The 23,780-nt window shown below is 58.8% G+C and carries 20 protein-coding genes; 18 read left to right on the top strand and 2 right to left on the bottom strand.

Features of this window, described 5'->3' with window-relative positions:
• Positions 1 to 163 precede the first annotated feature (163 nt).
• Together F6X40_RS10500 and F6X40_RS10495 are read left to right on the top strand one after the other, a co-directional pair.
• Positions 164 to 718 (top strand): DUF2726 domain-containing protein, encoded by a 555-nt coding sequence (locus tag F6X40_RS10500; RefSeq protein ID WP_187627766.1) that lies wholly within the window; start codon positions 164 to 166, stop codon positions 716 to 718.
• A 67-nt stretch (positions 719 to 785) separates the two neighbouring features.
• Positions 786 to 1,355 (top strand): hypothetical protein, encoded by a 570-nt coding sequence (locus tag F6X40_RS10495; RefSeq protein WP_187627765.1) that lies wholly within the window; start codon positions 786 to 788, stop codon positions 1,353 to 1,355.
• Between the two features lie 125 nt (positions 1,356 to 1,480).
• Here F6X40_RS10495 and F6X40_RS10490 read toward each other — a convergent pair whose 3' ends face one another.
• Entirely contained in the window at positions 1,481 to 2,887 is a 1,407-nt protein-coding gene (locus tag F6X40_RS10490; RefSeq protein WP_187627764.1) for a hypothetical protein, read from the bottom strand.
• Positions 2,888 to 3,046: 159 nt separating this feature from the next.
• On the opposite strand from F6X40_RS10490, the gene F6X40_RS10485 reads away from it, so the two are divergent.
• The 3 genes from F6X40_RS10485 to F6X40_RS10475 all read left to right on the top strand — a co-directional run bounded on the left by F6X40_RS10485 (position 3,047) and on the right by F6X40_RS10475 (position 8,347).
• Complete coding sequence (locus F6X40_RS10485; RefSeq protein WP_187627763.1) at positions 3,047 to 5,017, top strand: DNA topoisomerase IV subunit B; 1,971 nt, start codon at positions 3,047 to 3,049, stop codon at positions 5,015 to 5,017.
• The gene (gene parC, locus F6X40_RS10480) at positions 5,017 to 7,305 is read left to right on the top strand and encodes a DNA topoisomerase IV subunit A (RefSeq protein WP_187627762.1); all 2,289 of its coding nucleotides are present in this window, start codon (positions 5,017 to 5,019) and stop codon (positions 7,303 to 7,305) included. Before F6X40_RS10485 ends, parC begins: the two co-directional genes overlap by 1 nt.
• Positions 7,306 to 7,420: 115 nt before the next feature.
• A complete protein-coding gene (locus F6X40_RS10475; RefSeq protein ID WP_187627761.1) occupies positions 7,421 to 8,347 on the top strand; it encodes a hypothetical protein in 927 nt (308 codons plus the stop codon).
• Positions 8,348 to 8,496: 149 nt separating this feature from the next.
• On the opposite strand, the gene F6X40_RS10470 is transcribed toward F6X40_RS10475, so the two are convergent.
• Complete coding sequence (locus F6X40_RS10470) at positions 8,497 to 9,555, bottom strand: DNA-binding protein (protein WP_187627760.1); 1,059 nt, start codon at positions 9,553 to 9,555, stop codon at positions 8,497 to 8,499.
• A 331-nt stretch (positions 9,556 to 9,886) separates the two neighbouring features.
• Here F6X40_RS10470 and F6X40_RS10465 point away from each other — a divergent pair, with 331 nt between their 5' ends.
• From F6X40_RS10465 to F6X40_RS10405, 13 genes are all read left to right on the top strand, one after another.
• On the top strand, positions 9,887 to 11,047 hold the full coding sequence (locus tag F6X40_RS10465; protein WP_187627759.1) for a tyrosine-type recombinase/integrase: 1,161 nt from the start codon (positions 9,887 to 9,889) through the stop codon (positions 11,045 to 11,047).
• Positions 11,048 to 14,594: 3,547 nt separating this feature from the next.
• The gene (locus tag F6X40_RS10460; RefSeq protein ID WP_187627758.1) at positions 14,595 to 15,461 is read left to right on the top strand and encodes a ParA family protein; all 867 of its coding nucleotides are present in this window, start codon (positions 14,595 to 14,597) and stop codon (positions 15,459 to 15,461) included.
• Positions 15,458 to 16,513 carry a ParB/RepB/Spo0J family partition protein gene (locus F6X40_RS10455; RefSeq protein WP_187627757.1) on the top strand — a complete coding sequence of 352 codons (1,056 nt, stop codon included), beginning with the start codon at positions 15,458 to 15,460 and terminating at the stop codon, positions 16,511 to 16,513. The genes F6X40_RS10460 and F6X40_RS10455 overlap by 4 nt, the downstream gene beginning before the upstream one ends.
• 499 nt (positions 16,514 to 17,012) lie before the next feature.
• On the top strand, positions 17,013 to 19,148 hold the full coding sequence (locus tag F6X40_RS10450; protein ID WP_187627756.1) for a helicase C-terminal domain-containing protein: 2,136 nt from the start codon (positions 17,013 to 17,015) through the stop codon (positions 19,146 to 19,148).
• Positions 19,133 to 19,801 (top strand): MgtC/SapB family protein, encoded by a 669-nt coding sequence (locus F6X40_RS10445; protein WP_187627755.1) that lies wholly within the window; start codon positions 19,133 to 19,135, stop codon positions 19,799 to 19,801. The genes F6X40_RS10450 and F6X40_RS10445 overlap by 16 nt, the downstream gene beginning before the upstream one ends.
• 250 nt (positions 19,802 to 20,051) lie before the next feature.
• Positions 20,052 to 20,375 carry a hypothetical protein gene (locus tag F6X40_RS10440; protein WP_187627754.1) on the top strand — a complete coding sequence of 108 codons (324 nt, stop codon included), beginning with the start codon at positions 20,052 to 20,054 and terminating at the stop codon, positions 20,373 to 20,375.
• The gene (locus F6X40_RS10435; protein ID WP_187627753.1) at positions 20,372 to 20,977 is read left to right on the top strand and encodes a hypothetical protein; all 606 of its coding nucleotides are present in this window, start codon (positions 20,372 to 20,374) and stop codon (positions 20,975 to 20,977) included. Before F6X40_RS10440 ends, F6X40_RS10435 begins: the two co-directional genes overlap by 4 nt.
• A 10-nt stretch (positions 20,978 to 20,987) precedes the next feature.
• Positions 20,988 to 21,446, top strand: a complete 459-nt coding sequence (locus tag F6X40_RS10430; protein WP_187627752.1) for a hypothetical protein — start codon at positions 20,988 to 20,990, stop codon at positions 21,444 to 21,446.
• Between the two features lie 92 nt (positions 21,447 to 21,538).
• Positions 21,539 to 21,886: a hypothetical protein gene (locus F6X40_RS10425; RefSeq protein ID WP_187627751.1), complete on the top strand. Its 348-nt coding sequence runs from the start codon at positions 21,539 to 21,541 to the stop codon at positions 21,884 to 21,886.
• Between the two features lie 14 nt (positions 21,887 to 21,900).
• Complete coding sequence (locus tag F6X40_RS10420; protein WP_187627750.1) at positions 21,901 to 22,380, top strand: lytic transglycosylase domain-containing protein; 480 nt, start codon at positions 21,901 to 21,903, stop codon at positions 22,378 to 22,380.
• A gap of 6 nt (positions 22,381 to 22,386) precedes the next feature.
• Complete coding sequence (gene traA, locus F6X40_RS10415; protein WP_187627749.1) at positions 22,387 to 22,749, top strand: TraA family conjugative transfer protein; 363 nt, start codon at positions 22,387 to 22,389, stop codon at positions 22,747 to 22,749.
• A gap of 18 nt (positions 22,750 to 22,767) precedes the next feature.
• The gene (locus F6X40_RS10410) at positions 22,768 to 23,061 is read left to right on the top strand and encodes a type IV conjugative transfer system protein TraL (RefSeq protein ID WP_187627748.1); all 294 of its coding nucleotides are present in this window, start codon (positions 22,768 to 22,770) and stop codon (positions 23,059 to 23,061) included.
• Between the two features lie 38 nt (positions 23,062 to 23,099).
• Positions 23,100 to 23,672: a TraE/TraK family type IV conjugative transfer system protein gene (locus F6X40_RS10405; protein ID WP_187627747.1), complete on the top strand. Its 573-nt coding sequence runs from the start codon at positions 23,100 to 23,102 to the stop codon at positions 23,670 to 23,672.
• Positions 23,673 to 23,780 lie beyond the last annotated feature (108 nt).

Genomic DNA, 23,780 nt, shown 5'->3' with positions numbered 1-23,780 from the left:
GTCTAAAAAATCTTTGCAAACGGTCGGCTTGTGATAAAATTTATACAAACGCACCTCTTGACGGCGGCTTAAGGTGCGTCCTCGCTGCGAACGTGCGGCGACAATGTTAAGCCGCGAACGGGGAAGCAGGTCGAGAACGATAACGGGAAATACGAGGACAATCGTGACAATTACGCCGAGCATCTTTCTGGTCGCAGCACCCGTCGTCTGCATAGGCTGGTACGTCTGCCTTATCCGCACAGTACGGGGCCGGAACCGGCGGGCGCGCGCAGAAGCGCGTGCTGCGGTTGAGCAAGCGCGGACCAAGAAGCTGGTCTCAAAGCCACTTCTGACGCCCAACGAAGTAGAGTTTCACGGCCGCCTGAAGCGCGCCGCCGAGCCGCTTGGTCTCGAAGTCATGACGCAAGTATCGATGGGCGCGATTCTCGATGTCGCGCTGCCGGAAGACCACCCAATTTACTGGGATATCCGCAACAAGTTCGCGCGGAAAATCATTGATTTCGTAATTTGCACGCCGGACGGTATGCAAGTGCTGGGCATCGTCGAGCTGGATGACTCAACGCACGACCGCGAGAAGGATGCGGCACGCGATGCGATGCTCGAGCAGGCGGGCTTTACGACGATTCGGTGGAATTCGCGCAGCAAGCCTTCCGTCGAAAAAATTGCTGAAGCGTTCAAGTGGCTTGTGGACAATCACGGAAAGTCCGCTTCTCACTGAGGCCGCTGTTGTAAAGGTTGGCTCGGAAAAATCGTCAAAATTCAACAAACAACTGAAGCGAGAAGACATGTTCAAGAAACTGATTTCGGCAGCTTTGCTGGCCACTCAACTCTCTGGATGCAGCACTGCTTACTTGCTGGCGACGCTACCTGACCAGACTGAAACACGTGACAAGCCGTATTACAGCAACCAGCTGGTCCGAATCAAAGCGAGCACCACGGAGTACCTTAACCGTGGATTCGACATGGGTTCCAAAATTACGTGGCCCGAGTACGCAGACAAGTACAACTGGGGTCCGGAAGCAGAGCGGTACCGGTGGATAGAAGCGGGCGGGCGCGACATTCGGCCCCGCTTCCTCCTGCTGGCGCAAACACCCGACCAGGTACCGCCCATCCACAAGGGGGATTTGCTCGAAATCCAGGTGAACAATATCCCGGATACCGACTACCAGAAGGGCAATCGCGCGGTAGTCGTCCGCATCGTTTGCCGCAAGGGCGATTCGGCGTGTATGGATGCAGCAGAGCAAGAAAACGGTGGTCAATTGCAGGGAATCGTCCCGAACCGGCATGCTGATATTAGCCAGTTCACTTTTACTCCGAAGTTCACCCCGAACGGTAAGCTCCTGTCGGCCCAATGACCGATAGGAGCGCGGCCTCCTCGTTCTAGCCCGTACCTAGTGCCCGCTTAGAGAACGGCCCCTGCGCGAATCGCTCAGGGGCCGGTTTCAGAGTGGCGCCTTCCCTTTCCCAAGCCGGGCAGAGCCTACTGCGTATCCTGCACGTACCGAAAGGAATTGTAGTCCAGGTTGCGATTCGGGTCCGGCGTTGCGGCAGTGAACCCTTGAACGACTGCCGGGTTCCCGTTGCTGGCGGTCGGCGCGGCCTGCAATGCTTGGACGCTTTCGTTGTTCATCATCCCTTGCACATACGGACTTGAGGGTTGCTCCACAGGTGCGGTGGTATAGCCTGCCTGCGGGAACAGAACGCCAGTTGCGCCGGTCCCGGTGATAGTACCTGCGGCCAGACCGGCAATGGCTCCATCAATAACCCCGCCTCCGATGAGGAGAGCCGCCCCAAGGCTACCAGCCGCTTGACCGGCGCCCAAAGCTAAGCTTGCCATATACGCGCCAAAACTCGCGTTAGCAGCCTGGGCGCCCATTGCCAAAAGCGCAGACCCAGCAGCCCATGACGTCACAACCGCGAGAAGAACGAAGGCCAACAGTGTCCAGCCTGAGTGCGACTCAGTCCAGGCCTGCGCCATCGTCTCGTCCTCAGACAGACTGCCGTTTTTCCACTGCTGGAATGAGACGCCTGACAACATAGTGTGTGCGCCCTGGCACGGATTCTCGTTGACTGCGCATATCGGGCCTCCGTTCAGGAATACGTCGCTGTCGGTGCCGCTTGTGCCTATTCCTTGGTCGGAAGCCCCCATTGCTGCGGGGAAAGCTATATACCACTGCGGCTTCTTCCAGTCCTCAAAGTGGTAAGTAACCGTCTTACGTAGCCACCCACCTGAGGTAGTCTTGTACTGGTTCAACCGGCTGATAAGTACCGCAGTAAGCCCAATGGTCGCGCCGGAATAGCGCATCGCACTGCCAACGACCGTCTGTACGTATTGCTCAGAGAGGCCGTGGAATACGCCGTCGCCGCTTTGGCTGTAACGGGCAAATGGGTTCGGCCCTGGTCCGGGGTTCGTCGCTTTCTCGCCAGCAGACATGAAGGTGCGCGCTGCCGCCCACGTGTTTCCCATGTCGGGGCCGAACTGGGCCATCGCAACATGCACGTTCGTCCGGGACTTCGTCACCTTGACGATGTCGACACGCAATTCCTGGTTCATCGGTGAGTACCGGGCCAGAACAACGGCACCGTCACTCGGCAATGTCTTGACGAGGTCGGCGACCTGACCGGCGCTTTTTCCTATTGCAGCTGCCGTATCATTGAGACCCACCTGCGCAGCATCGCCCGACACGGACGTTCGCACGCCACCGTCAGCGCCGACGTTGTAATCGCCAACAGTTTGCCAGTCAAGCTTCGGGTAGGTCACGGACGTGCCGCCCACGTCGACGGTGACACTGTCTGCCCACGCGCGCGCCGCCGGCAGCAATGTCCCAACCGACGCATACGCGACGAGCGTCAGGGCGGTCAGAGTTTTCTTGAAGGGGAAGTGCATTGATGCTCCAGACAGACAAATTGTGCCTCGTATAGCGACTCCAGCCCCCGGGGCGGCGCGGGCGCGACCTCGGTGAGGCGTTCCTTTACAAAGCAACCCCGGGGCCGCCGACAGGCCCGTGGTATAATTGAAAAACTTTCAATGTAAAGCTGCCACCACATGACGAATAATTCACCGCCGGTTTACGACGAGTCAAAGTTCAAAATCCTCAAAGGGCTTGAGCCAGTGAAAAAACGCCCGGGCATGTACACCCGGGTCGAGAATCCGCTTCATATCGTGCAGGAAGTCATCGACAACTCCGCCGACGAAGCACTCGCAGGTTTTGCGCACAACATCGACGTCGAGATTCAGAAAGACGGCTCAATCATCGTCACCGACGATGGGCGCGGCATTCCCGTCGAGTTGCACAAAGACGAAGGGATTCCCGTCGTGCAGGCGGCCTTTACCATGCTCCACGCCGGCGGGAAGTTCGACAAGGACGACCCCACATCAGCGTATCGCTTCTCGGGAGGCTTGCACGGTGTCGGGGTTGCCGTGACCAACGCGCTATCCACCGCGATGACGGTCGATGTATGGCGCGGCGGCCATCAGTGGCGCATCGGCTTCGCAGGTGGCGACGTCATTGAACCGCTCAATAAGGTTGGCGATTTTCCGCGCAAGCACGGTACGCGGGTCAAGCTCAAACCCGATGCGCAGTATTTTGACAGCGTCGAGGTGCCTCTCGATGCGCTGAAATCGCTACTGCAGACCAAAGCGGCGCTCTTCAAGGGCCTCACCTGTACGTTGACCGACGCAACCGGTGCGGAGCCGACTACGCATACCTGGCAGTACGAGAACGGCCTCGAATCACTGCTCACGGACTTCACGGACAATGACGAACCGGTCACTCCCGTGTTGGCCGGGCACCACTACATGACGGCGGACGACGAGGGTTTCCCGGAAGGCGCCGGCGCGGAATGGGCATTTGGTTGGTACAACGGCGTCACGAATGACGGGCAGTCATTCACCAACATGATTCAAACGCCCGAGCACGGCACGCACGTGAACGGAATGCGCACTGCACTGTACGAGGCGGTTAAGACTTTCATCGAACACCGCGCCATGCTTCCGAAGGGCGTGAAACTGCAGCCCGACGACGTTTTCAAGAACGTTCGCTACGTCTTGTCTGCGCGCGTGCTCGACCCGCAGTTCAAGGGGCAAACGAAGGACGCCCTGCAGTCGCGCGATGCCGTTCGGCTGGTCGACAGGAGCATTCGTCCGCACGTCGAGGCATGGCTTAACCTGAACCCGACCCACGGCAAGACGATTGCCGACCTCTGCATCCAGAATGCAGTCGCGCGCTCGAGAAAGGTAGACGTCAAGGAAAAGCGCAAGTCTTCGAGCGTAGTCATGCTGCCGGGCAAGCTCGCCGATTGCGAATCCAAGAACGAAGCGGAAACAGAACTTTTCCTCGTCGAGGGTGACTCGGCAGGCGGCAGCGCGAAGATGGGGCGTAACAAGGAAAATCAGGCCATCCTCGCGATGCGCGGAAAAGGCTTGAATACGTGGGAGCTCGAGCCGCACCAGGTTCAGACGAACAATGAGGCAAGCGACATCGCGCTTGCTATTGGTGTCCCGATGCACGGTGCCGAAGATGAGGTGGACTGGTCCGGCCTGCGCTACGGCAAGATTTGTATTCTCGCGGACGCGGACGTCGACGGCTTCCACATTCAGGTGCTTCTGCTGACGCTTTTCTACAAACACTTTCCGCAACTCATCGCGCGCGGCCACATCCACGTGGCGCGCCCGCCGCTTTATCGCGTCGACGCGGAAGCGGCCGGGAAAAAGCGGCCAGAGCGCAAGCACTATGCGATGGACGACAACGAACGAAAGGCGATTGAGGATGCGCTGCGCAAGGAAGGCTACTCGAAGCTGAGCGTTGTGCGCTTCAAGGGTCTCGGCGAAATGAACGCCGAGCAGCTTTGGGACACCACCTTGAATCCGGACACGCGCCGCCTGCTGAAGGTCACTGTTTCCGGCGACCTTGTCGACTCAACCCGGGAAATGTTTGGAGACCTGATGAGCAAATCACGCGCGGGATGGCGCAAAGAATGGATGGAACGACGCGGTCACGAAGTGGAGGCTGAATAATGTTTGATGGAATTCGCGACAACGACGAACTGGAACTGGCTCCGTACGCCGAGCGTTCGTACCTCGATTATGCAGTCACCATCGTCAAGGGCCGCTCATTGCCAGGCGTGAACGACGGCCAGAAGCCGGTTCAGCGCCGAATCCTCTACGCGATGAACGAACTCGGCCTCGGCCCGACGGCCAAGACCATGAAGTCCGCACGTGTGGTCGGTGATGTACTCGGTAAATACCATCCGCACGGCGACCAGTCCGCATATGACGCGCTCGTGCGTCTCGCGCAGGACTTCTCGCTGCGCTACCCCATCATCGACGGTCAGGGCAACTTCGGCTCGCGCGACGGTGACGGCGCCGCTGCGATGCGATACACCGAGTGCCGGCTCACGCCATTCTCAGAGATTCTGCTGTCAGAAGTTGAGCTCGGCACCGTCGACTGGCGCCCGAACTACGACGGCACCATGAAGGAACCCGAAGCGCTACCCGCCCGACTTCCCGTAGTTCTCCTAAACGGGTTTTCGGGTATTGCTGTGGGAATGGCAGGCGACCTCCCGCCGCACAACTTGCGCGAAATTGCCGATGCCGCGTTGGCGCTTCTGAAATCGCCGGACATGACTGTCGACCAGCTGGTCGATATAGTTCCCGGTCCCGATTTGCCGGATGGCGGCCAACTCGCGGCCGCCCGTTCCGAAGTTGTCGACGTCTATGCGACGGGCCGAGGCTCGCTGCGCATGCGCGCCCGCTGGCGCAAGGAAGAATTGGCGCGCGGTCAGTGGCGCATCGTTGTGTACGAGCTTCCGTACATGGTGTCGTGTGTCAAAATCGCCACTCAGATTGAGGCAATGACGAACCCGCAGGTGAAGAAGGACAAAAAATCCCTCTCGCCCGAGCAGAAGGACCTGAAGGACCTGTCGCTCAGCCTGATGGAAGAAGTACGTGACGAATCGAGCAAGGACAACAAGATTCGCCTAGTTATCGAGCCACGCTCGTCGCGCCAGTCTCCTGAGGACCTGATGAACTTCCTGTTCGTCAACACGGACCTCGAGGCGAACGTCGTGTTCAACGCGAACGTCATTGACCTGGACCAGAAGCCGAAGACTATGGGCCTGAAGGAGCAGCTGCAGCACTGGCTGGACTTCCGCTTCACGACCGTCACGCGCCGCAGCCGTTTCGAGCTCGACAAGGCAAACGACCGCATCCATATCCTCGAAGGGCGACATCTCGTATTCTTGTCCATCGATGAAGTCATCAAGACCATTCGAGAGTCAGATGAGCCGAAGCCCGAGTTGATGCAGCGCTTTGCACTGTCTGAACGCCAGGCCGAAGACATCCTCGAAATCCGACTCCGTCAGTTGGCCCGGCTCGAGGGTTTCAAGCTCGAGCAGGAACTCGCCGAGCTTCGCAAGAAAGCCGAGCAACTCAATCGTCTCCTCGGGGACGACAAGCTGATGCGCAAGCTCATCGCGGATGAAATCAAGGCGGACCGGGATAAGTTCGGCGACGACCGCCGTACCCTCATCCAACCCGAGGCACGTGCTGTCGCTAGCGTTCAGGCTAAGGCCGACGAGGCGTGCACTATCGTGGTCTCGAAGAATCTGTGGGCACGACGTTTCGCGGGCCATGACGTCGCGGTGGAAGGGCTGACCTACAAGCCAAACGACACCGGCTTTGCGGTACTCCGCACGACCACCAACGCGCCTGTCGCTTTCCTCGATAGCAACGGGCGCGCGTACTCTGTCCTCGCTAGCGACGTTCCTGCCGGCCGGGGCGACGGTGTGCCGCTGACATCCCTCATCGACGTCCAGAATCACGGACGCATCCTTCACGCACTGGCAGCAGAACCGACCGCGCGATTCGTATTCGCGACCGACAAGGGTCTCGGTTTCATCGCAAAGTTCGAAGCGCTCATCGCACGTCCGAAAGCGGGCAAGGACTTCATCAACCTGAAGGAGGCGGGCGGCGCGCCACTCGCACCAGTGGCGATTCCCGCTGAGGACGAGGGCTTCCTCGCGTGTGGCGGCTCGAACGGCAAGATGAGTATTTTCCCAATTGGGGAAATCAACGCGCTGGCGAAGGGCGGGAAAGGCGTTCTCCTGATGTTCCTCGACACGAACGGGGGCGAAACGCTTGCTTGCGCGAAATACTTCGCGGGCGGCCCGGTGTTTGAAGGGGTGCTTGACATTAAGGGCACAGCCGTCAAGTTTTCACTGAAGGGCGACGACCTCGAGAAGCACGTGGGCAAGCGTGCTCGAAAAGGTGCATTTCTGCCGAAGAAGGGGACGTTAGCCGGCTAGTGAGCAAGCGGCTTGGAGAAGGGCGCCTTCGGAAGGCGCCTTTTTTCGTCCCTCAAGTCCGCGTCCCGCGCGCCGATAGCACAATTACCTGATGCAGCTACACCCATATCCGAACATGACCGCTTACACCGACTTCGACGTTCGTTCTTTCCTTGACCTGCAGTGGGTTGACCGCTTTGCCGCGTACCTGCCGCAGGCGCACGAATGGTGGAACAACCCGCTCAACGAGACCACCGATTACGGGGTCGACCCGACCACCATCCGAGCCATGGGCACTGGCTCAAAAGAAGGCGACCCCACCTGGGGGCCGCTCGCCGCCTTTAATGCCTGGGCGAAGCACCAGGTGGCCGAGCTCGACCTGTCTTCTCCAGCGACCGCCGCGCACGCATCGGCCAAATGGAAGCGGTTCGATATCGAGACCTTTGACGATTTTGAGACCTGGCACCGGAACTTGGCGGAGTCGCTCGACGGGCACTGGCGCGACTGGCTTGAGAAAACCCGCGCCGCCAGCCTCCACCCGGATACGGGTTGGCAGGAACGGGCGAGAGCGTGCAACGCCGACGGGTCCTTGTGTGTTGCGCACAAGTACAAGCTCGTCGACCTCTTCGTTCGATTTTTGCGGTTGCTGGCGCCGGCCGGTACAAGCTTCGGCGCGGCCCTCGTGCGCCACGCCCACATTCCCCTTGACATGAAAAGCATTGCGGTCATCAGCGCGACCGTCGGAAACCTTTCGGTCGGGGGCGGCACCAGCATGGGCGACATCAAAACCGAACTTGCGTATCAGACGTACCAGCGCCTTGCGCGCGTGATTTGCGACGTCGTAGCCGCTCGGTCCGACAATCGAAGCGTCGCAGTCTCGCCGATTATCTTTGACGTGTTTGCGTGGCATAACCGTGACGCTCAGGCGCTTTACACTGACTTCGCGAAGGAAGAAAAAAAGCGCGCCGCGAAAGAACAGGGCGCAAACGAGGGGAGCAAACGCCGGCGGGCGCCGCGAAAATCCAAACCGAAGTGGTGGCAAACCACCGCCCCGGTTCTTTGATGCGAGGAACGGCCCGTTCTGGTCACGCGGACCTTACGCGCCGCTCTTTACCCAATTAGGTAAAAGGCCGCTCCCTCCATAGCGCGGCCGCTTTGCTTCGGGCGTTGGACCCACGCCGCCGCGTTCGGCGCCTTTCTTTGTCCGGGAGGCTATTCGTACTGTCCGTCCGGGTCGTAGCTGTGCGAAGTCGCCGGCGGGACATACGAGACGCGCTCGGGAGTCGCAGCCGGCGACGAAACGGACTGAGCCTCCAGAGGCTTCTCAGCTACTCCGGCACGCGCCGCCGCTTGCTCGAGCGTACGAATCCGCGCGTGGGCCGCTTCGAGCTCATCCCTGACGCGGGATAGCTCATCGATAGCGTCGTTCTTCTGAATCATGAACCGTTGTTCACGCATCCGCGAAACCTCGAGCTCATCCTTCAATCGGCGCGCGTCGTTCGCAGCCGCCGTTCGGATGCGGTCTGTCTCCAGCATCATGTGGCGGCGCGAACCGTCGAGCTGCTTGGCCGCCTCGGCCACCGCCCGTTCTCGCTCAGTGAGCTGCGCCTGAAGTTGCTCGACCTTTTCGCGCGCCGCCAGCTGCGCGGCCTTAACCTCACGCTCCAGCTTCGCGCGCGCTTCCGCCATCTCTTTCTCAAATGTCTGGGCGCGCTGTTCAAGTATCCCTAACCGGCTCGCCATGTCCGTACCCCGGCGGACCGCTTCGGCGACGAGGGCGTCCTTCTCCGAGCAGAGTGCCTCAAAGTGTTCGGCGCGGCTGGACGCAGCGCGCACTGCGTCCTGGAGGTCGAATATCTCGTACTGGAAGCGGGCTTGTTCTGCGCCCCCTTCGTCCGACGGGGCGGCGCCCGTCCCGCTGATATTCAGCGTTTCATGAAGCCCGAGGTTTTCGTATCTCGCCGTTTCGACCTCTCCGAACACAGCCGGCGCGGAAGAGGGCGCAGACCCCGGAACCGACTGCCCGATGCCGCCTTTACCTAATTGGGTAAACGCTGCCATCTGCGGACCCACCTCCTGCCAGAAAGCTTGCAGTTCTGCGCCAACGACATTCGGACTCGCCTTCACACCATACTGCGCCGCGATAAGCTCCCGGATGCGTGCTTGCGTGGGGGACACGCCGTCCGCGAGGAGTTCTCGGGCAAACTGCGCGACGTAGGTTCGCGTGGGGCTTACTCGGGGCATGATGGCCATCCAGATAGATGTGCTCATTTTACAGTAAGTTTCTTATTCAATCCGTATAAAATCGGCTCATATGCATCATTATTGTTATAATGATGCGCTATTGTGGTTGCCGCCGCAGAAAGGAGGTTTTACGGCTGTTGTTCCGTGGAACAGTCACACCGGTACATCATCAGACTATTCGAACTTCACGCTAAGTGCCTGATTGTGCTATGCTTTTACCGGTCGACCGACCGCTTTTTATACGGGCGACGATTTTTCGATATTGTTTCACGGGCGTGTTTTATGCAGTGGCGGCGCGCCAAAAAAGACCGAGCAACGGAGTTCTCTCTTCAGGTTTCGACTCCGAAAGGAACTGGCAATGGACGACACCCACGAACTCGCTCGAGCGGAAGTAAGCACACCGCCGGCGCGCACCGCACCCGGCACGAACGGCCGACCAGATGATGAGAGCCTCATCAACGCACACACCGATGTCGAGGCAATCGACGTCTGGCTCGCGCGCTACGCCGACTCTGCGAGTACGCAGGAATCTTGCCGGAAGGAAGGCGCGCGGTTCCTGATGTGGATTCAAATGCGTGGGCTCGAACTTTCGACGGTTCGTGTCGAAGACGTGAACGACTACAAGGCTTTCCTTGCGGACCCGCAGCCTGCAGAAATCTGGGTGGGCAAACGCCGTCCCCGGATGGTCGACGGGCGGCCCAACCCTTTATGGCGCCCTTTCAACGGACCGCTGAGCAAAGCAAGTATCAAACAGTCCGCGACTATCCTCTTTGGACTGTTTGAGTTCCTCGTATCGGCAAACTGGCTCCGCGCGAACCCCTGGCGCTTGACGTCAAAGGTCCGCGTCGTGAAGGACGAACATATTGAGCGGTATCTTGCCCCGACGGCACGCGACGCCCTCTTCTCTTATGTGCGTCAATTATCAACTAGTGACGACAAATTGCTCAGGGCGCACGGGGTCCGGAGTTATTGGCTTCTCACGGTCTTCTACCTTGCGGGACCCCGCAGGAGCGAAGTCGCCAACGCACGGATGGCCGACATCTATCGGGACGTGAAAGGCTGGTGGTGGCGTATTACCGGCAAGGGCAACAAAACAGCCGACGTACCGCTGACCGCCGACTTTGTCGACCTGATGAAAGTCTATAGAACGCATTACAGCCTGCCTCCCCTGCCCTCGCCCGCTGAGACGGATATCCCGCTAGTCGGCGACGTTTACACCGGCCGCCGGCCCGCCAGCGCGACTGTCATTTATAGGGTCATCGTTGAGCTCTGTCGGCGCGCCGCCGAGACAGTAGACGACCCGTGGGCGCGCGAGCAACTCATAAACGCTTCGCCTCACTGGCTGCGCCATACGTCGGCATCGGACCAATTGAATGAGGCGAAGCTCCCTCTCCTGGTCGTATCGAAGAACCACCGCCACGCCAACATTTCGACCACTGCCCCTTACCTGCATGTCGAGCGGTCGGAGCGCCACGACGCTGTGCAAGCCCACCACCTTCCGAAAGCGCAACCTGAGTAGGCCTCGCTGTCTGCGCTATCGGTAACGGTCAGCGATTCCCGGGGGGGTGGCCTGCGCACCCTCCTCTCCCCTGCTCTTCCGCGACGACAACCACAAAGGACACCCGCTAGCGTCGCCTGAGGCTTCCTGCCCAGCCGCTGGCCGACGACGACACGACACAACAAAACGCGGAATTTCGGCGGAGGTTGAAGATAAAGTCCGGTTTTGCAGACCGCCGGCGATTGCCCGGCTTTACCGCTTCGCGCTGCTTCGCGTCACACACGCGCCCGTTGCTCCCCCTCGCCAATTGCAGTGCAACTCCGCGATAGTTAGGCGATTTAACGCGGAGGGAGCTATACAGGCTAAATTGATGCTCGGCATTTCGGCTTGCCCTCATGTACTGCTAGTCAATCTTACGGGACGGTTTAATGGCGCATTTACTCAAGCCTAGTGCACAAAAACGGCATATGCTGCGGTTGACCGAATCAATGTTTCTAGTCGTTGGGCCGCCCCTGGCGTGGTGGCTGCAGCTCCTCTGTTTTGGCGGCACTCAGCGCTGGAGTCATTCGAGATTGCCTCTTTATACTTTCAGTTTTTTTCAATTAGTCAATCTGTACATATTTTTACCGAAAATAACTAAACCCGAAAAAGACTCAGGTTTCATTACGAAAGCATTGTTTTGGTTTTACATTCGGATTCAACCTGACAATCGTGTACGGAATATTCGCGTGCTACATCTCAATATTTAACAACAAATAAATCAAAATATGACGTTGAGGGAGACACGGTCTTTTTCGTACCGACTGCGACAGGGCTAACGGCGACAACCCACCATCCCGTCGACGCGCCGCCCCTGCTATCGACAGCGGACCGGGCAGGCTAAGTTCCGCGCTGCCCTCCCCGCTCTGCGCGACTAGGGACTCGTTTACCCAGTTGGGCAATCACGGCACGCACTCGGAAGGCACGCGCGTAAAGGTCTCTCAAAGCCAAAGCCGCCCTGACCCACCAAGCGACCGACCAGCGAATGGTTTACCCAAGTGGGTGAAGGCGCCGATGGCGAACACCATGCACGGACCCGCGTAAGTGGGTTGCCTCACGCGCTCGGCGGCACGCGCGAACGCGCACACGTGCTTCATGCGAGGCCAGCTACCCCCCATCGCCCTAACCTGCCTATGGTCTTTATGCCATCGAGCAAACAGGACGCCGGCACATGTCACGCGAATCCGTGTATTACCCTTCGAAAGCTCCACCGGGATTCATTGCGGGGGTCACCCACCGGTTGGCCTCTCGTCCCCAGGGGACCCGCCTTCTCCACGTTATCCTTTCTCATCTTTCACCAGAGCCGAGTAGTCGTCCGAGATGCTCGTCGTCACGACCTCGAGCAGCTCGTGCTTGGCTGTGAAAAGTTCGGAGGGGCTGCGGACGGATAACGGAGCATGCATGCCAAAGCAGATGAGGCCTCAGATAAACATCCCCGCCCTACTGCCTAAAATCCTCAATCAATTCCTTGCAAGCACGGCCCACAGTGAATCCGAACCAATCAATCTGAATATGCCGCGAGTGCTCGTTTAGAACTCCGTGTGAAGCTCGGCCACGACATGTAATTGTCTCGGCCCTGAACCGTTTCCGGGTACCGCACGCATAGCGGGACGCCCCTTACCCAACTGGGTAATTTCCGGGTCTGCTTCAAACTCCGCCGCCCTTTCTCGCGGAGAACATGCGCGTCGACCCTCCTGCTCAAAGTGGTTCATCGTGGCTCACGCCGACTCGGGTTCGTCATTACCCAACTGGGTAACACGCTTTAAAACGCCCGACTGCCCCTCGCCTGGAGCGGCTGAGCGAACCCTCACCGCCAGGACTTCAGCGCCCGCCATCGCCCCGAGGGGTATTGCATGGATGGCGGCCTGGCTGGCTTCAGCCCTTTGCTGCCGTCTCGTTTTCTGAAGCGGCGACTTCCCTATTCGCGGTTCTCGTATCAATTACGCTGATAGCAGCGAAGACCTTGGGTCATAGCGGCATCTGAGTCGTTCGGAATTACGCGCCCGGCCTGGACCCTAATGGCACACGCGACGAAGCTCCGCCTGCTTGTACTGCAGAGCCGCAAGCCTGAGCAGTCATTCCCGCAGCGGCACCACCTGGCCTGAGGACGCGATTACCCAAGTGGGTAGAGCCGGTCAGAACGCCAGCCGCTCATCCCTCACCCTCGAGAACGGGCGCAAGTTCGCGGCGCCGTTCATCTCTCGCTGTTCGGCCGCATGCAGTCGCATCCAAGCGGGACGCCCACTTACCCAACTGGGTAATTTCCGGGCCTGCTTCAAACTCCGCCGCCCCTCTCTCGTGGATAACACGCGCGTCGACTCTCCTGCTACAAAGTGGTTTGCATGAGCTGTTTCAATCGTGACTTCCGCCGACTCGGCGTTCGTGATTACCCAATTGGGTAACACGCTTTAAAACGCCCGACTGCCCTCGGCCGAACCGGCTGAGCGAGCCATCACCGACCAGGACTTTGGCACCCGCCATCGCCCCCGACGATGCCACCTCGCGGCCGCCCCTGCCGTTCGTTGTTGCAGCACCATCTGAAATTGCCGCGAGTGGTCGTTTTAGAACTCGGTGTGCCGCTCGGCCACGACATGTAATCGTCTCGCCCCTCCGAACCCGTTTCCGGGTACCGCGTGCAACACGGCCCCTCGTACCAAACCCGCCCCACAGCGGTAGGCCGTTCAAGCAGGCTGACGCGGCGCCGTAACCCACATGAAAAGCCGGCCGAAGGCTGCTCAATCACTTACATCGGCTTCAGTCCGGTCTTTCCTTCGACGGCGAGACCTTTCGTGGCGGCACATTTCGTTTACCCAATTCGGTAATCGCCCCCGCACGTCGAAGCGCTCGGAGTGCGGACGGCCACCCGCCCACCGCACTAGGCCAATCGCCCGGCCCGGCCATCACTAAAGTGGATAACCGCCAGGGTGAGTGGCGGCGCGTTCTCCGCTCTGAGGCGGTGACCCTCTCCTGAAAATTGAATTCGCAGGCTGCGCTCTTAGACGGAATTGGTTTCGTTCGACGTACCAAAGCGGTGGCCGAAGTCCCGAGTGCGGAAACACTCCCGTTGCCTACCGGCGGGCTGTCCGGTTTACCCAACTCGGTAAAGACCTCTTTGACTCGTGCCCTCGGGGGCTTTTCATCGGCCACGCGGCTTTGACGAGACCGGTGAATCCACTGCCAACAATGCGCACTGCAGGTGGATGACAGTAAAAAGCCGGTACGCCGAAGCGTCCGAGAGGGCGCCAAGCCAGGCACCAGCGGGTTACCCAATTGGGTAAACACGCGCGCGGAACCATCCGAAAACGCGGTCGCCGACCGCAACTGATGAAAGCAACCCCGTTTGCTGCGAGCCGGGAGATGGCTGGAACCGGTGTATGCGCCTGCGAACAATCCCAAAACAATTAAATGTTGTTTTGTATCAAAGTTTTATACGGGGCCGGATAATTCACATATAATTCCGACGGTCTTAAGAAGTTACTTGAACTTCGGCCCGTCCGACCTTTTTAGTCAACCCTCGCGGAGGCGCAACATGGCAGCCCTGGTAATTACAAACGCAAACAACAAAGGTGGCGTGGGCAAAACCACCATTACTGTGAACCTAGCTGACGCACTCGCGCGGGAGGGTTTCTCGGTTTGCGTTATCGACCTCGACCCACAGTCGAACTGTTCCCAGCACCTGAGCAAAACCCTGATTGACCCCGACCGGTCAATTGTCAACGTGCTCCAAGCTGCCGATGACGACCTGCCGTTGGACTTCGACAGTTTTCTGACAGAAACCATCATTGACAATGTAAAGCTGCTCCCCTCGACGCTCAAGCTCGATGGCCTCGAATCCGACATCCACAATGCATACGTTAATCCGCTCCTGGTTTTGAAGCGGCGCATCGAGCCACTACTGGACCAATTCGACATCATCTTGATTGACACGGCACCTTCACTCGGTCTTTGGCTACGAATGGCACTCACCGTGTCGTCCAAAGTGATTATTCCGGCGGACACCTCGGGCCAATATACGATGCAGGGGACCAAGGACTTGCAGAAGTTCATCAAACAGGTCCAGCGGGATGTCAACCCGGAGTTGGAGACGCTCGGCGCGGTTGCGACCAAAGTAACCGCGACAAATGCCTCACAGGCCGTCATGGGCTTGCTGTCAATCCAGTTCAACATGTTCGAAACCGTCATTCACTCAGCCACCGTCATCACAGAGAGCCAGCTCGCGAAGATGACGGTTCTGCAGCACGCACGAACGTCGCGCTGCGCGAAGGAGTTTGTCAATCTCGCCCGTGAAGTCCTGTCGCGTTGCGGGCTTCAGCCAAAGCGGAAGAACAAGCCGGGTCCCAAATCGAAGACAACTGTGTCCACCCTCGCTACGCAAGAACTTGAGGCCGCATCGTGAGCGCAAATCCTGTGAAAGTGAACAAGGACAATGCAACTGCTACGAAGCCGCTCTCGAAGGCGGCGCTGGCGATGATGCAAAAGTCCGAGAGCAACTACCACGGTACGGCTGAGCAACGTGAAGCTGATTTGGAAAGTACGGCGGTCCTGGATAAGGAACGCGAAAGAGCGAAGGGCGGCAAAGGGGCCAAGCTTCTTCCAATGGAGCTGATTGACCCCAGCCCGTTTCAACCCCGCCAGCGTGGCTCAGCAGGCTTTTCGGACAACGAAATAGCATCGCTTGCAGAAGCCATCGCAAAGCAGGGCTTTGGACTGCTCAATGCCATTATCGTTCGGCCGAGCACGCGAGCAGAGGGGCGCTTCGAACTCATCGCAGGTGAGCGACGAGTCCGCGCCTTCCGCCTGCTGAATCGCGCCGAGATTCCCGCCATCGTCAAGGAGATGGACGACCAGGATGCGGCCGCCGCAGCGCTGGTTGATAACGAAGAGCGAGTACAGCTGACCCAGTACGAGATTGCCCACAGCTTCAAGCGCTATGAGGAATGTTTCCCGGGAACGCCGGCAGCCGAGATTGCGCGCCGCTTTCACCAGGACATACGGCTCGTGTACCGGTGTGAATACTTCTGGAAGCTGCCCAGCGAAGTGCTGGACTTGCTGGACAAAAATCCGGCCCTGCTGCAGGCGTCGTATGCCGAAAAATTCTCACTTCTTTGCGACAAGCATCCTCAGGGAGAGACCTTTGTTATCGAAGCGCTAAAGCAGGTCAATGATGGCCTCAATGATAGTGACCCTGAAAAGGAGAAATTTACACTGAGCCATGCGAAGAAACAGGTAGAAAGGCAAATCAAGGGGGTCGAACGCAAGCCGCCCGCGCCTAAAGTCTCGCTGTTCGTCGACGGCGTCGACAAACCGGTGGCAAGCATGACTCGCAGTAAAAGAAACATAACGCTGAGTCTGGATAGAATCGTGGACCCGGCACGATTCGAGAAGTGGCTGCAGGAAAACCTGAAGGGCGCCCTTCTCGAATTGGCCTATGAGAAGCAGGGCACATGACTCGCCCCATTCCTGTCTCTTCTTGAGCGAAGCTGTAAGGCCGGAGGGAGCCTCGCTCCTTCTGGCCAACATCCCATCCCGTCTTACGCGACACCTGATATCCCGCGCGTTGCGTTCAAAGCGGCCCAGGCAGTTCGCGCACCTACCCCCTGGCGCACGTTCTGACCACCCGGCACCACGCGCTTGTCACGCTGCCCTCGATACGGTTCAACCAGGTGACGTTTTGTAAAGCCCATCCACGGGCGCTCCCGTATTCTTCCATTGCATACCTCGCGCGCTGCGCGCGGCAGGTCTCCGGGGTGCCCATAACCGTCGAGATAGCCGGGGAACGCCTAAATCAGGTGGTTGGCGCCCCGGCGGCTGCGGGGGCGGAAGCCGACGGGTGATTCAACAGCGGGTCGCCTTTACAAAAGAACGTAGCGGCATTGGGACGTGCCTTTACAATATGCTAAGATGCCAGTTCAACGAGTAAAACGCACCCACCCGAAAGCACGCTTCTATGTCCAATGTCGTCCAGCTGCGAGAGTCGCGAGTAACTGCTGAAACGTACGACTACGTCGGCGAAGCGTACGGTAAGCTCAAACGCCTTTCGGACTTTCGTGAGCGAGACGGGCAGGCCAATCTCTCGAAAATCATTGAAGACTGCCTCGCGTCGTCCGTGCCGCTTGCCGCAGAGGCGCCGACCGGGACCGGCAAAACCATTGCGTATCTTGTTGGCGGCGTGTCCGCCGTGAAGAGGCTCGAGTCGGCTGTCGCCGGCGAGGAAATGCCCATCGTTGTGGCCACTGCCACGGTCGGATTGCAAACTCAAATCCTCGCGAGTGACCTGCCCAAACTCATGGAAGCTGGAGTCATCGCGCAGGGGAGTGCGGTAATCGCGAAAGGGCGCGGGCGGTACTTCTGCATCCTGTCCGCCGAGCGCTTGCTCGCTGGCGAGGTCGAGAACATGCAGTACGACATCTTCGACCCCGAGTCGAACGTCAAAGTCGACGGCATCGACGAGATTCGTGAAATGTCCTCCGCGTGGCACACTGCCGCGTGGAAGGGCGACATCGACACCTACGGCCACAAGCGCCCTGTCTTTTGGGCCACCGTGCAGGCTTCGAGCGACACCTGCATCGGACCGCGCTGCGACTTCTACGAGGACTGTCCGTACTTCGAGGACAGGCGCCGCCTCGCGAAGGCAAAGGTCGTCATCGCAAACCACGACCTTGTCCTCGCAGACTTGTCTGCCCAGATGTCCGACCAGGAAACCGTTTTCCCGTTCAACCGGTACATCCTTCTTGTGGACGAGGCACACCACCTTCCGAGCAAGGCCATGGAGGCGGGCGCGGCGAACGATAACCTCTGTGAGACGCTCGAGAAGCTTCCTGCCGTCGCAGCGGCCGCCAAAAAGTTCTTTGTCAACGGTGAGTTCGCGAAGTTTCTCGATTCCAAGGGCATCACAACCTACGACTTCGATATCAGCCGCACGCAGACGCTGCTACGCAACGCCATCGACCTCATTCGTCAAATTAGCGTTGACCCAGACAGCCGCACCAAACGCTTCACGAAGGGGCAAGTGCCAGAGTCGCTGCGGCTTCCGCTCGCTGAGCTGCTCAGCGAGCTGGGCAGCCTCAAGGACAACGTCGCAAAAGCGGCGTCCTCGCTCAAAAGCTCCAACCTCGCGAACCGCGACGCGCGATTCAAACCTATGGTCGCCGAGGCGCTGTACGAGGCGTCGATGGTGAACGGGATTCTGAGCTCTGCCTGGCAAGCTCTGCGGCTGTTCACCGAACAGAGTGAGATTGTCCGGTGGGTCCACCACACAGAGACCGACGCATGGCTCTTCGCCTCGCCCGTCGAAGGCGACAAGATTCTGACCGAGCTCATGTGGAAGAACCCGCGCGTACGAGTCGCGCTCCTTAGCGCTACGCTGAAGGACCTGGAAGGGTTCGAGCGGTTTCGCATGCGCTCCGGACTTCCTCAGGAGGCCCGTACCTTCGCGATGCCGCATAGTTTCCCGTACCAGGAGAATCTGCTCGTCGTGTATGACACGATGAAAAATACTCCGGCGCGCGGAACGCGTGATGAATATATCAAGGAGCTGCAGACCGCGATGCCCTCGGAAATCAATCCGGGGGAGGGCACCCTCATCGTGTTCACGTCAAAACAGTTGATGAATGCTGTCGTCCCCGCCCTGCGCAAAAAATTTGGTGACCGGGTCCTCTGTCAGGGCGAGATGGGCATCAAGCAACTTCTCGTCGAGCACAAGGGACGCATCGATGCAGGGGGCGGGAGCATCCTGGCGGGACTTGCAACCGTCGCCGAAGGGCTTGACCTACCCGGTGCGTACTGCACCCACGTGATGATTACAGGCATTCCGTTCGCCGTTCCGACGAATCCGGTCGAGGAGGAAAGGGCAGAGCAGCTGGGCAATGACTACTTCAACAAACACTCATTGCCCGACGCCTTCGTCAAACTTACCCAGATGGTCGGCCGGCTTATGCGCCGTGAAACCGACAGAGGCCGCATCACCATTTTTGACAAACGACTCGTCGAAACCAAGTACGGGTGGAAGCTTATGCGCGCCCTTCCTGACTTCCGTAAAAAGCGCAAGTCCACTCTGGTAGCCGCACAATGCATCCCACAATAATTCTGCCGTTTCTCGCCGCTATAACCGCCGGCGCGCTCGTAGGCATCGAGCGCAGTTACAGCGGCCGAGCCGCAGGCTTTCGAACACTTTCGCTTGTTTGCCTGACAGCCTGCCTTTTGATGGTGGTGTGCCAGTTTCCAGGACTCACGCAGCGATTCGGCGGGTTTGACTCCACCCGGGTCGTGCAGGGCGTAATGGCTGGCGTTGGCTTCATCGGAGCCGGCGTTATCGTGAAGGACGGGGCAACAATCAAAGGTTTGACCACCGCCGCGTCCATCTGGTTGGTTTCTGCCCTCGGCATCGCGATTGGTATGGGCTTCTATGCGGAAGCGGCTATCACCCTCGCACTCGCGTTGGGGATTCTGTCTGTCTTTCGAAAAATCGAAGACCTTATTCCCCGGCGCCTCATGGTTCACTACCTCGTGCGATTCCGCGTCGAACACGGACTTACAGAAGTACGCGTTCGCGAATTCCTCAAATCACAGGGCTTCCAGGTTTCCGACCTGACCTACAAGGTTAAGGAGTCGGGCGAACTGTTCGAGTACAAAATGACGGTCTATACCCAAGCGCGTGATGGCCTGTCGAAACTTGCAGCTGCGCTTCCGATAGGCCTGCCCGCGCTCGAATATGAACTCTATGCAACGCGGGACTGATTCCGGAAGGTAACTGGTTCGCATCCGCGCAGCGCGGCCTGGCGGCGCGCTCGGCGGCGCGCAGGACCCGCGCCGTGTCGGTGCCCCACAGCACTTCTCCTCTCCTCGTCCCAGACGCAGGCATCGGCCGCCGCGCAATACCTCTAAAACTCGTTCCTACACTCCCCGAACTCTTTCTTTCGGTGAGTAAAAAGTGATACATAAGGAATTCTGGGGACTCCTCTTTCTAGCGTTTGTTGGCTGGATTTTCGTGAGCGCCAACCCCTCCGAGCGCATAGACCGAGTCTGCCGGCCCATTGGCTGGTCCGGTAGTGTCGTCGTTTCTCTCTCGGCGCTTGTGCTGCCAGAAAACCAGAAAACCGTCCAGGGCTGGTTCGACAAGCTCGAGTATGGATGCCGATACACGGCCTGGCGCCTCATTTACCAGAACGACTACAACCACGCTGTTGGTCAAGGGCAGCAAGCTTCCCAGTTGCGCGATATCGCGACAGGCGAAGATGTGAAGCCCGCAGTTCCGGCCAGCGCGTCGGCCGCGTCGGAGACAGCGCCCGCTTCTGCGGGGGCCGCCAAGTGATACGCAAACTCGCTGTCGGTGCCGCCTTCCTGCTGGCTACCGCCATCGCCTCGGCTTCGCCCGTTGACGTCGTCAAGATTGTCAACTTCTCTTGCCCCGTCTGCAGGGCCTCCGAGTTCCAGAACGGCGTCATCAAAGATGCGGTTGAAGCGACGGGCGGCCGCTACGTAGTCGCACCCATACCCGAGCAAGACGGGACAGGTGCGCGGGAAGAGGTCTACTACGCAAGCCGTAGCCAGGGTGTCCCCATAGCGGACGCCGTTAAGGAATCCCTTTTTCGCGGCGCTCAGGATATGGGCCAGCCGTTCAGCGACCTGACTCAGGTCATGGTCTGGCTACAGGGCGACCTTAAACCGGAACTCCACGTCGACTGGCAAAAGCTCACTACGGAGGCTGGTGCAGATGCTGCCAAGGCCTCCGTGGGCAAAGCCGCGCAAATGACGCTGGACGCGGGAGCGTCGCAGTTGCCAACGTACCTCATTCTCAAGAACGGCGTTGTCGTCACTTCGCTCGACCCCAACACGGTCAACAAAACGAGCATGGCTGCCCTGCGTGCAGCGGTCATCGACGCAGTGAACAAGGCTTCGGCCGACAAACAATAGGGAGGCCTTCGTGCCCTTTATCGACGTACCCGCCTACGTAGTGAATCCGCCAGTCATCGACCAGCACGTCCGAATCGAGGGAGGGACGAACTGGGATTTGTCGCGCTCGGCCGTTGCTACCCCTGTGTACCCGGTTCTGGACCCGCTCCCAGTCCGGGCAGACTCCGACCTGTCGCTCAACCGCGCGCGACTCGGCATGGTCGTCAGATTCGCCCCGAATAGCGCGCGGTTGCCCGCCGACTTTCACAAGGCGCTCAAACAACTCCCCACGCATGCGCAGTTCATTGTTAAGGGCGTGAAATCCCAGAAAGAAAAGGCAGGCGTATCCAATGCACGCCAACGCGCCGTCGAGGATGCACTTACGAAGGCAGGCTTCACAATTTCCTCAGGTGAGGGGTATGTCCTGCGGGAATCGTCCGTTTCAAAGGACAGCGCGTCAAAAGCTGAGGTTTTCATTACCGAAAACTGACCCGTCTTCGATAGTTTAAAAGGCCGTCCCTATAGGTATGGCTTGCAGGACTTTACGCATGTTCCCCCTACCTAGATTAAGAGGAGATAACCGTGAGCAACGGTACCATCAACGGCTTTTATTTGCTGGCTGAAATCAAGAAAATCGACGAGTCGATTCCCAAGGACCCGACGAAAAAGCCGTCCGCTGTTCTGCTGTGCCAGTACGGCGTGCAGCGCGACGAGTCCAAAGGTCCCGTGGACTTCGTGAACGCTGTCCTGGTTCGGGTGCCCTCCTACAAGTACCCGGAACTGCGGGACACACTGAAGGTCGGCCAGCGCATCCTCATCAACGGCCGCCTGCAGGGCGTGGCAAAGCCGACCGGCGATGGCCGCAGCTACCTGACAGTTGAGCTGGTTACAGAGCGCATCACCATCGACGGTGGCTTGACCGAGCAATAGGCGACGGCTGAGGGATGACTGCTGTCGCACCGTCTCTTCCGCCCTACGCGCATATCAACACCGAGGCCCTGCAGTGTATCGCAGAGGCCTCGCAACGTTATGACGTGCCGGAGTTGCTCCTCCATTCGATTTTGATGAAGGAGAACGGCCGAACGGGCAAGTATTCCACCAACAAGGATGGAACGTACGACCTCGGACTCGCGCAAATCAATACTCGCTGGCTGTCTTTCTTCGGTCGTTATGGCATCCGCCCCGACGACATCATGAATAAGACCTGCACCAATGTCGCCATTGGTGCCTACATCCTGAAGTACAACTGGCAGCGTCAGGGCCACGACTGGTTCAAGGCCACCGTCGCCTATCACATCGGAAACGCATCATGGACTCCGGAGCGGTACGCGCGCGGCTATCGCTATGCAAAGGACGTCGTCCAGTACTGGTGGGGCTTTTACAGGTACGTAGAGGCAGTTGACGCGGCTCAACAAAAAAACTAACGGCCCGTGGCCACAACTACCTATACGAAATTGTTAAGCCGCATTTCCACCAACCTGGGAGCCGTAATGAACCTGAAGAGCGTTTTCAAGAAGACGTCTGCCGCCGCCGCTCTGTCCCTCACGTCCGCAGCCGCGTTCGCGAGTGTCGACACTGGCGACGCATTTTACGAATACTACAACACCGTCAACGGCTGGGTGACGGGCCCGCTCGGTATGGGCCTAGCGACGACGATGCTGTTGATGGGCGGCGCAATCGGCGTCGCAAAGAACAGCCCGATGCCCGCGCTTACTGGTGTTGCTGGCGCGGCGTTCCTTCACTGGGGCCCGACGGTTATCAAAACCATCATGTTGAACGGTTACCTGTTCTAGGTTTAGGCATCCTCACCTATGGACCCGCAAGCGCACGTTATCCCTTCTGACATTGAGAAGCCGGTGCCGATTATGTTCTGGGAGCCCATCGAATTCGTGATGGCGCTCTCACTCATGGGCTTCGGCATCGTCATGAACCTGTGGGTCTTCGGCATGGTGTCTGGGGGCCTCGTGTTGGTAGGCAGCCGCTATCTAAAACGCGGCGCTAAACAAGGGGCCATGCAGCACCTGCTGTGGAGCATGGGTGTGATGTTGGACCAGCCTTTAAAGACGAAATTTCCCCAGCCATGGATGAGGGATTTCATTGAGTAGAGCTTCTTGAGTCGCATTGGCACTAACCGGTTTGGTGTATGTCGAAAACAACCTATTTGGATGTCGTGGCAAACGCGTTCGGCGAGGCAAAGGCATGGAAGTTTGCCTGCCTCGCTCTTGGCGCTGTATGCGCGGGTCTTACCTTCGGACTTGTCTACCAGGCGCGGAATAGCCCCGTAGTTCTAGTTCCGTTCAACTTCGCGACGATGGACGGCAAGCAAACGGTCAGCCCTAACGGGAACTTTGCCGATGCCAGCCCCGACTACCTCGCTCAAATCGCTCTGGGAGACCTGGCGCTTGTCCTGAACTGGACCCCGGACGACGTGCTTGTCCAGTATCAGCGCTTTCTGAACCGGATGACGCCGGACCTCTACGCCGAGCAGAACGTGTCGATGCTCGCCGAGGCGAATGACTATCGCACAACCGGCACCACACAGTCGTTCTACCCAACTGGTGCACGTGCGACCTCGAAGAACGAGGTAATCGTGGACGGCACCCTCGTTCGATGGACTGGGGAAAAAGAGTCGCTCCGAATGAAGGCCACCTACACCATTTCGTATACACCGTTCAAGGGGTTCCTCCATGTCTCCGGACTTCGGATTCAAAAGTAAGCTGTTCGCTGCGCTCGTGGGGGTGGCTTTTGCGTCAGCAGCGAACGCACAGGAAAAGCCGAAGCTTTCCTACACGCCGCAGCCACAAACGACTGTGCCCGTGGCGAG

Origin of the sequence: Paraburkholderia sp. UCT31 (assembly GCF_014397655.1) — a bacterium.
GTDB lineage: Bacteria > Pseudomonadota > Gammaproteobacteria > Burkholderiales > Burkholderiaceae > Paraburkholderia > Paraburkholderia tuberum.
This window is presented reverse-complemented; position numbering and strand designations above follow the sequence as displayed.

Coding starts and splice junctions, on each gene's coding strand:
- F6X40_RS10495 (WP_187627765.1), top strand. CDS start 786: ATGTTCAAGAAACTGATTTCGGCAGCTTTGCTGGCCACTCAACTCTCT.
- F6X40_RS10490 (WP_187627764.1), bottom strand. CDS start 2,887: ATGCACTTCCCCTTCAAGAAAACTCTGACCGCCCTGACGCTCGTCGCG.
- F6X40_RS10485 (WP_187627763.1), top strand. CDS start 3,047: ATGACGAATAATTCACCGCCGGTTTACGACGAGTCAAAGTTCAAAATC.
- parC (WP_187627762.1), top strand. CDS start 5,017: ATGTTTGATGGAATTCGCGACAACGACGAACTGGAACTGGCTCCGTAC.
- F6X40_RS10475 (WP_187627761.1), top strand. CDS start 7,421: ATGACCGCTTACACCGACTTCGACGTTCGTTCTTTCCTTGACCTGCAG.
- F6X40_RS10470 (WP_187627760.1), bottom strand. CDS start 9,555: ATGAGCACATCTATCTGGATGGCCATCATGCCCCGAGTAAGCCCCACG.
- F6X40_RS10465 (WP_187627759.1), top strand. CDS start 9,887: ATGGACGACACCCACGAACTCGCTCGAGCGGAAGTAAGCACACCGCCG.
- F6X40_RS10460 (WP_187627758.1), top strand. CDS start 14,595: ATGGCAGCCCTGGTAATTACAAACGCAAACAACAAAGGTGGCGTGGGC.
- F6X40_RS10450 (WP_187627756.1), top strand. CDS start 17,013: ATGTCCAATGTCGTCCAGCTGCGAGAGTCGCGAGTAACTGCTGAAACG.
- F6X40_RS10445 (WP_187627755.1), top strand. CDS start 19,133: ATGCATCCCACAATAATTCTGCCGTTTCTCGCCGCTATAACCGCCGGC.
- F6X40_RS10420 (WP_187627750.1), top strand. CDS start 21,901: ATGACTGCTGTCGCACCGTCTCTTCCGCCCTACGCGCATATCAACACC.
- F6X40_RS10410 (WP_187627748.1), top strand. CDS start 22,768: ATGGACCCGCAAGCGCACGTTATCCCTTCTGACATTGAGAAGCCGGTG.
- F6X40_RS10405 (WP_187627747.1), top strand. CDS start 23,100: ATGTCGAAAACAACCTATTTGGATGTCGTGGCAAACGCGTTCGGCGAG.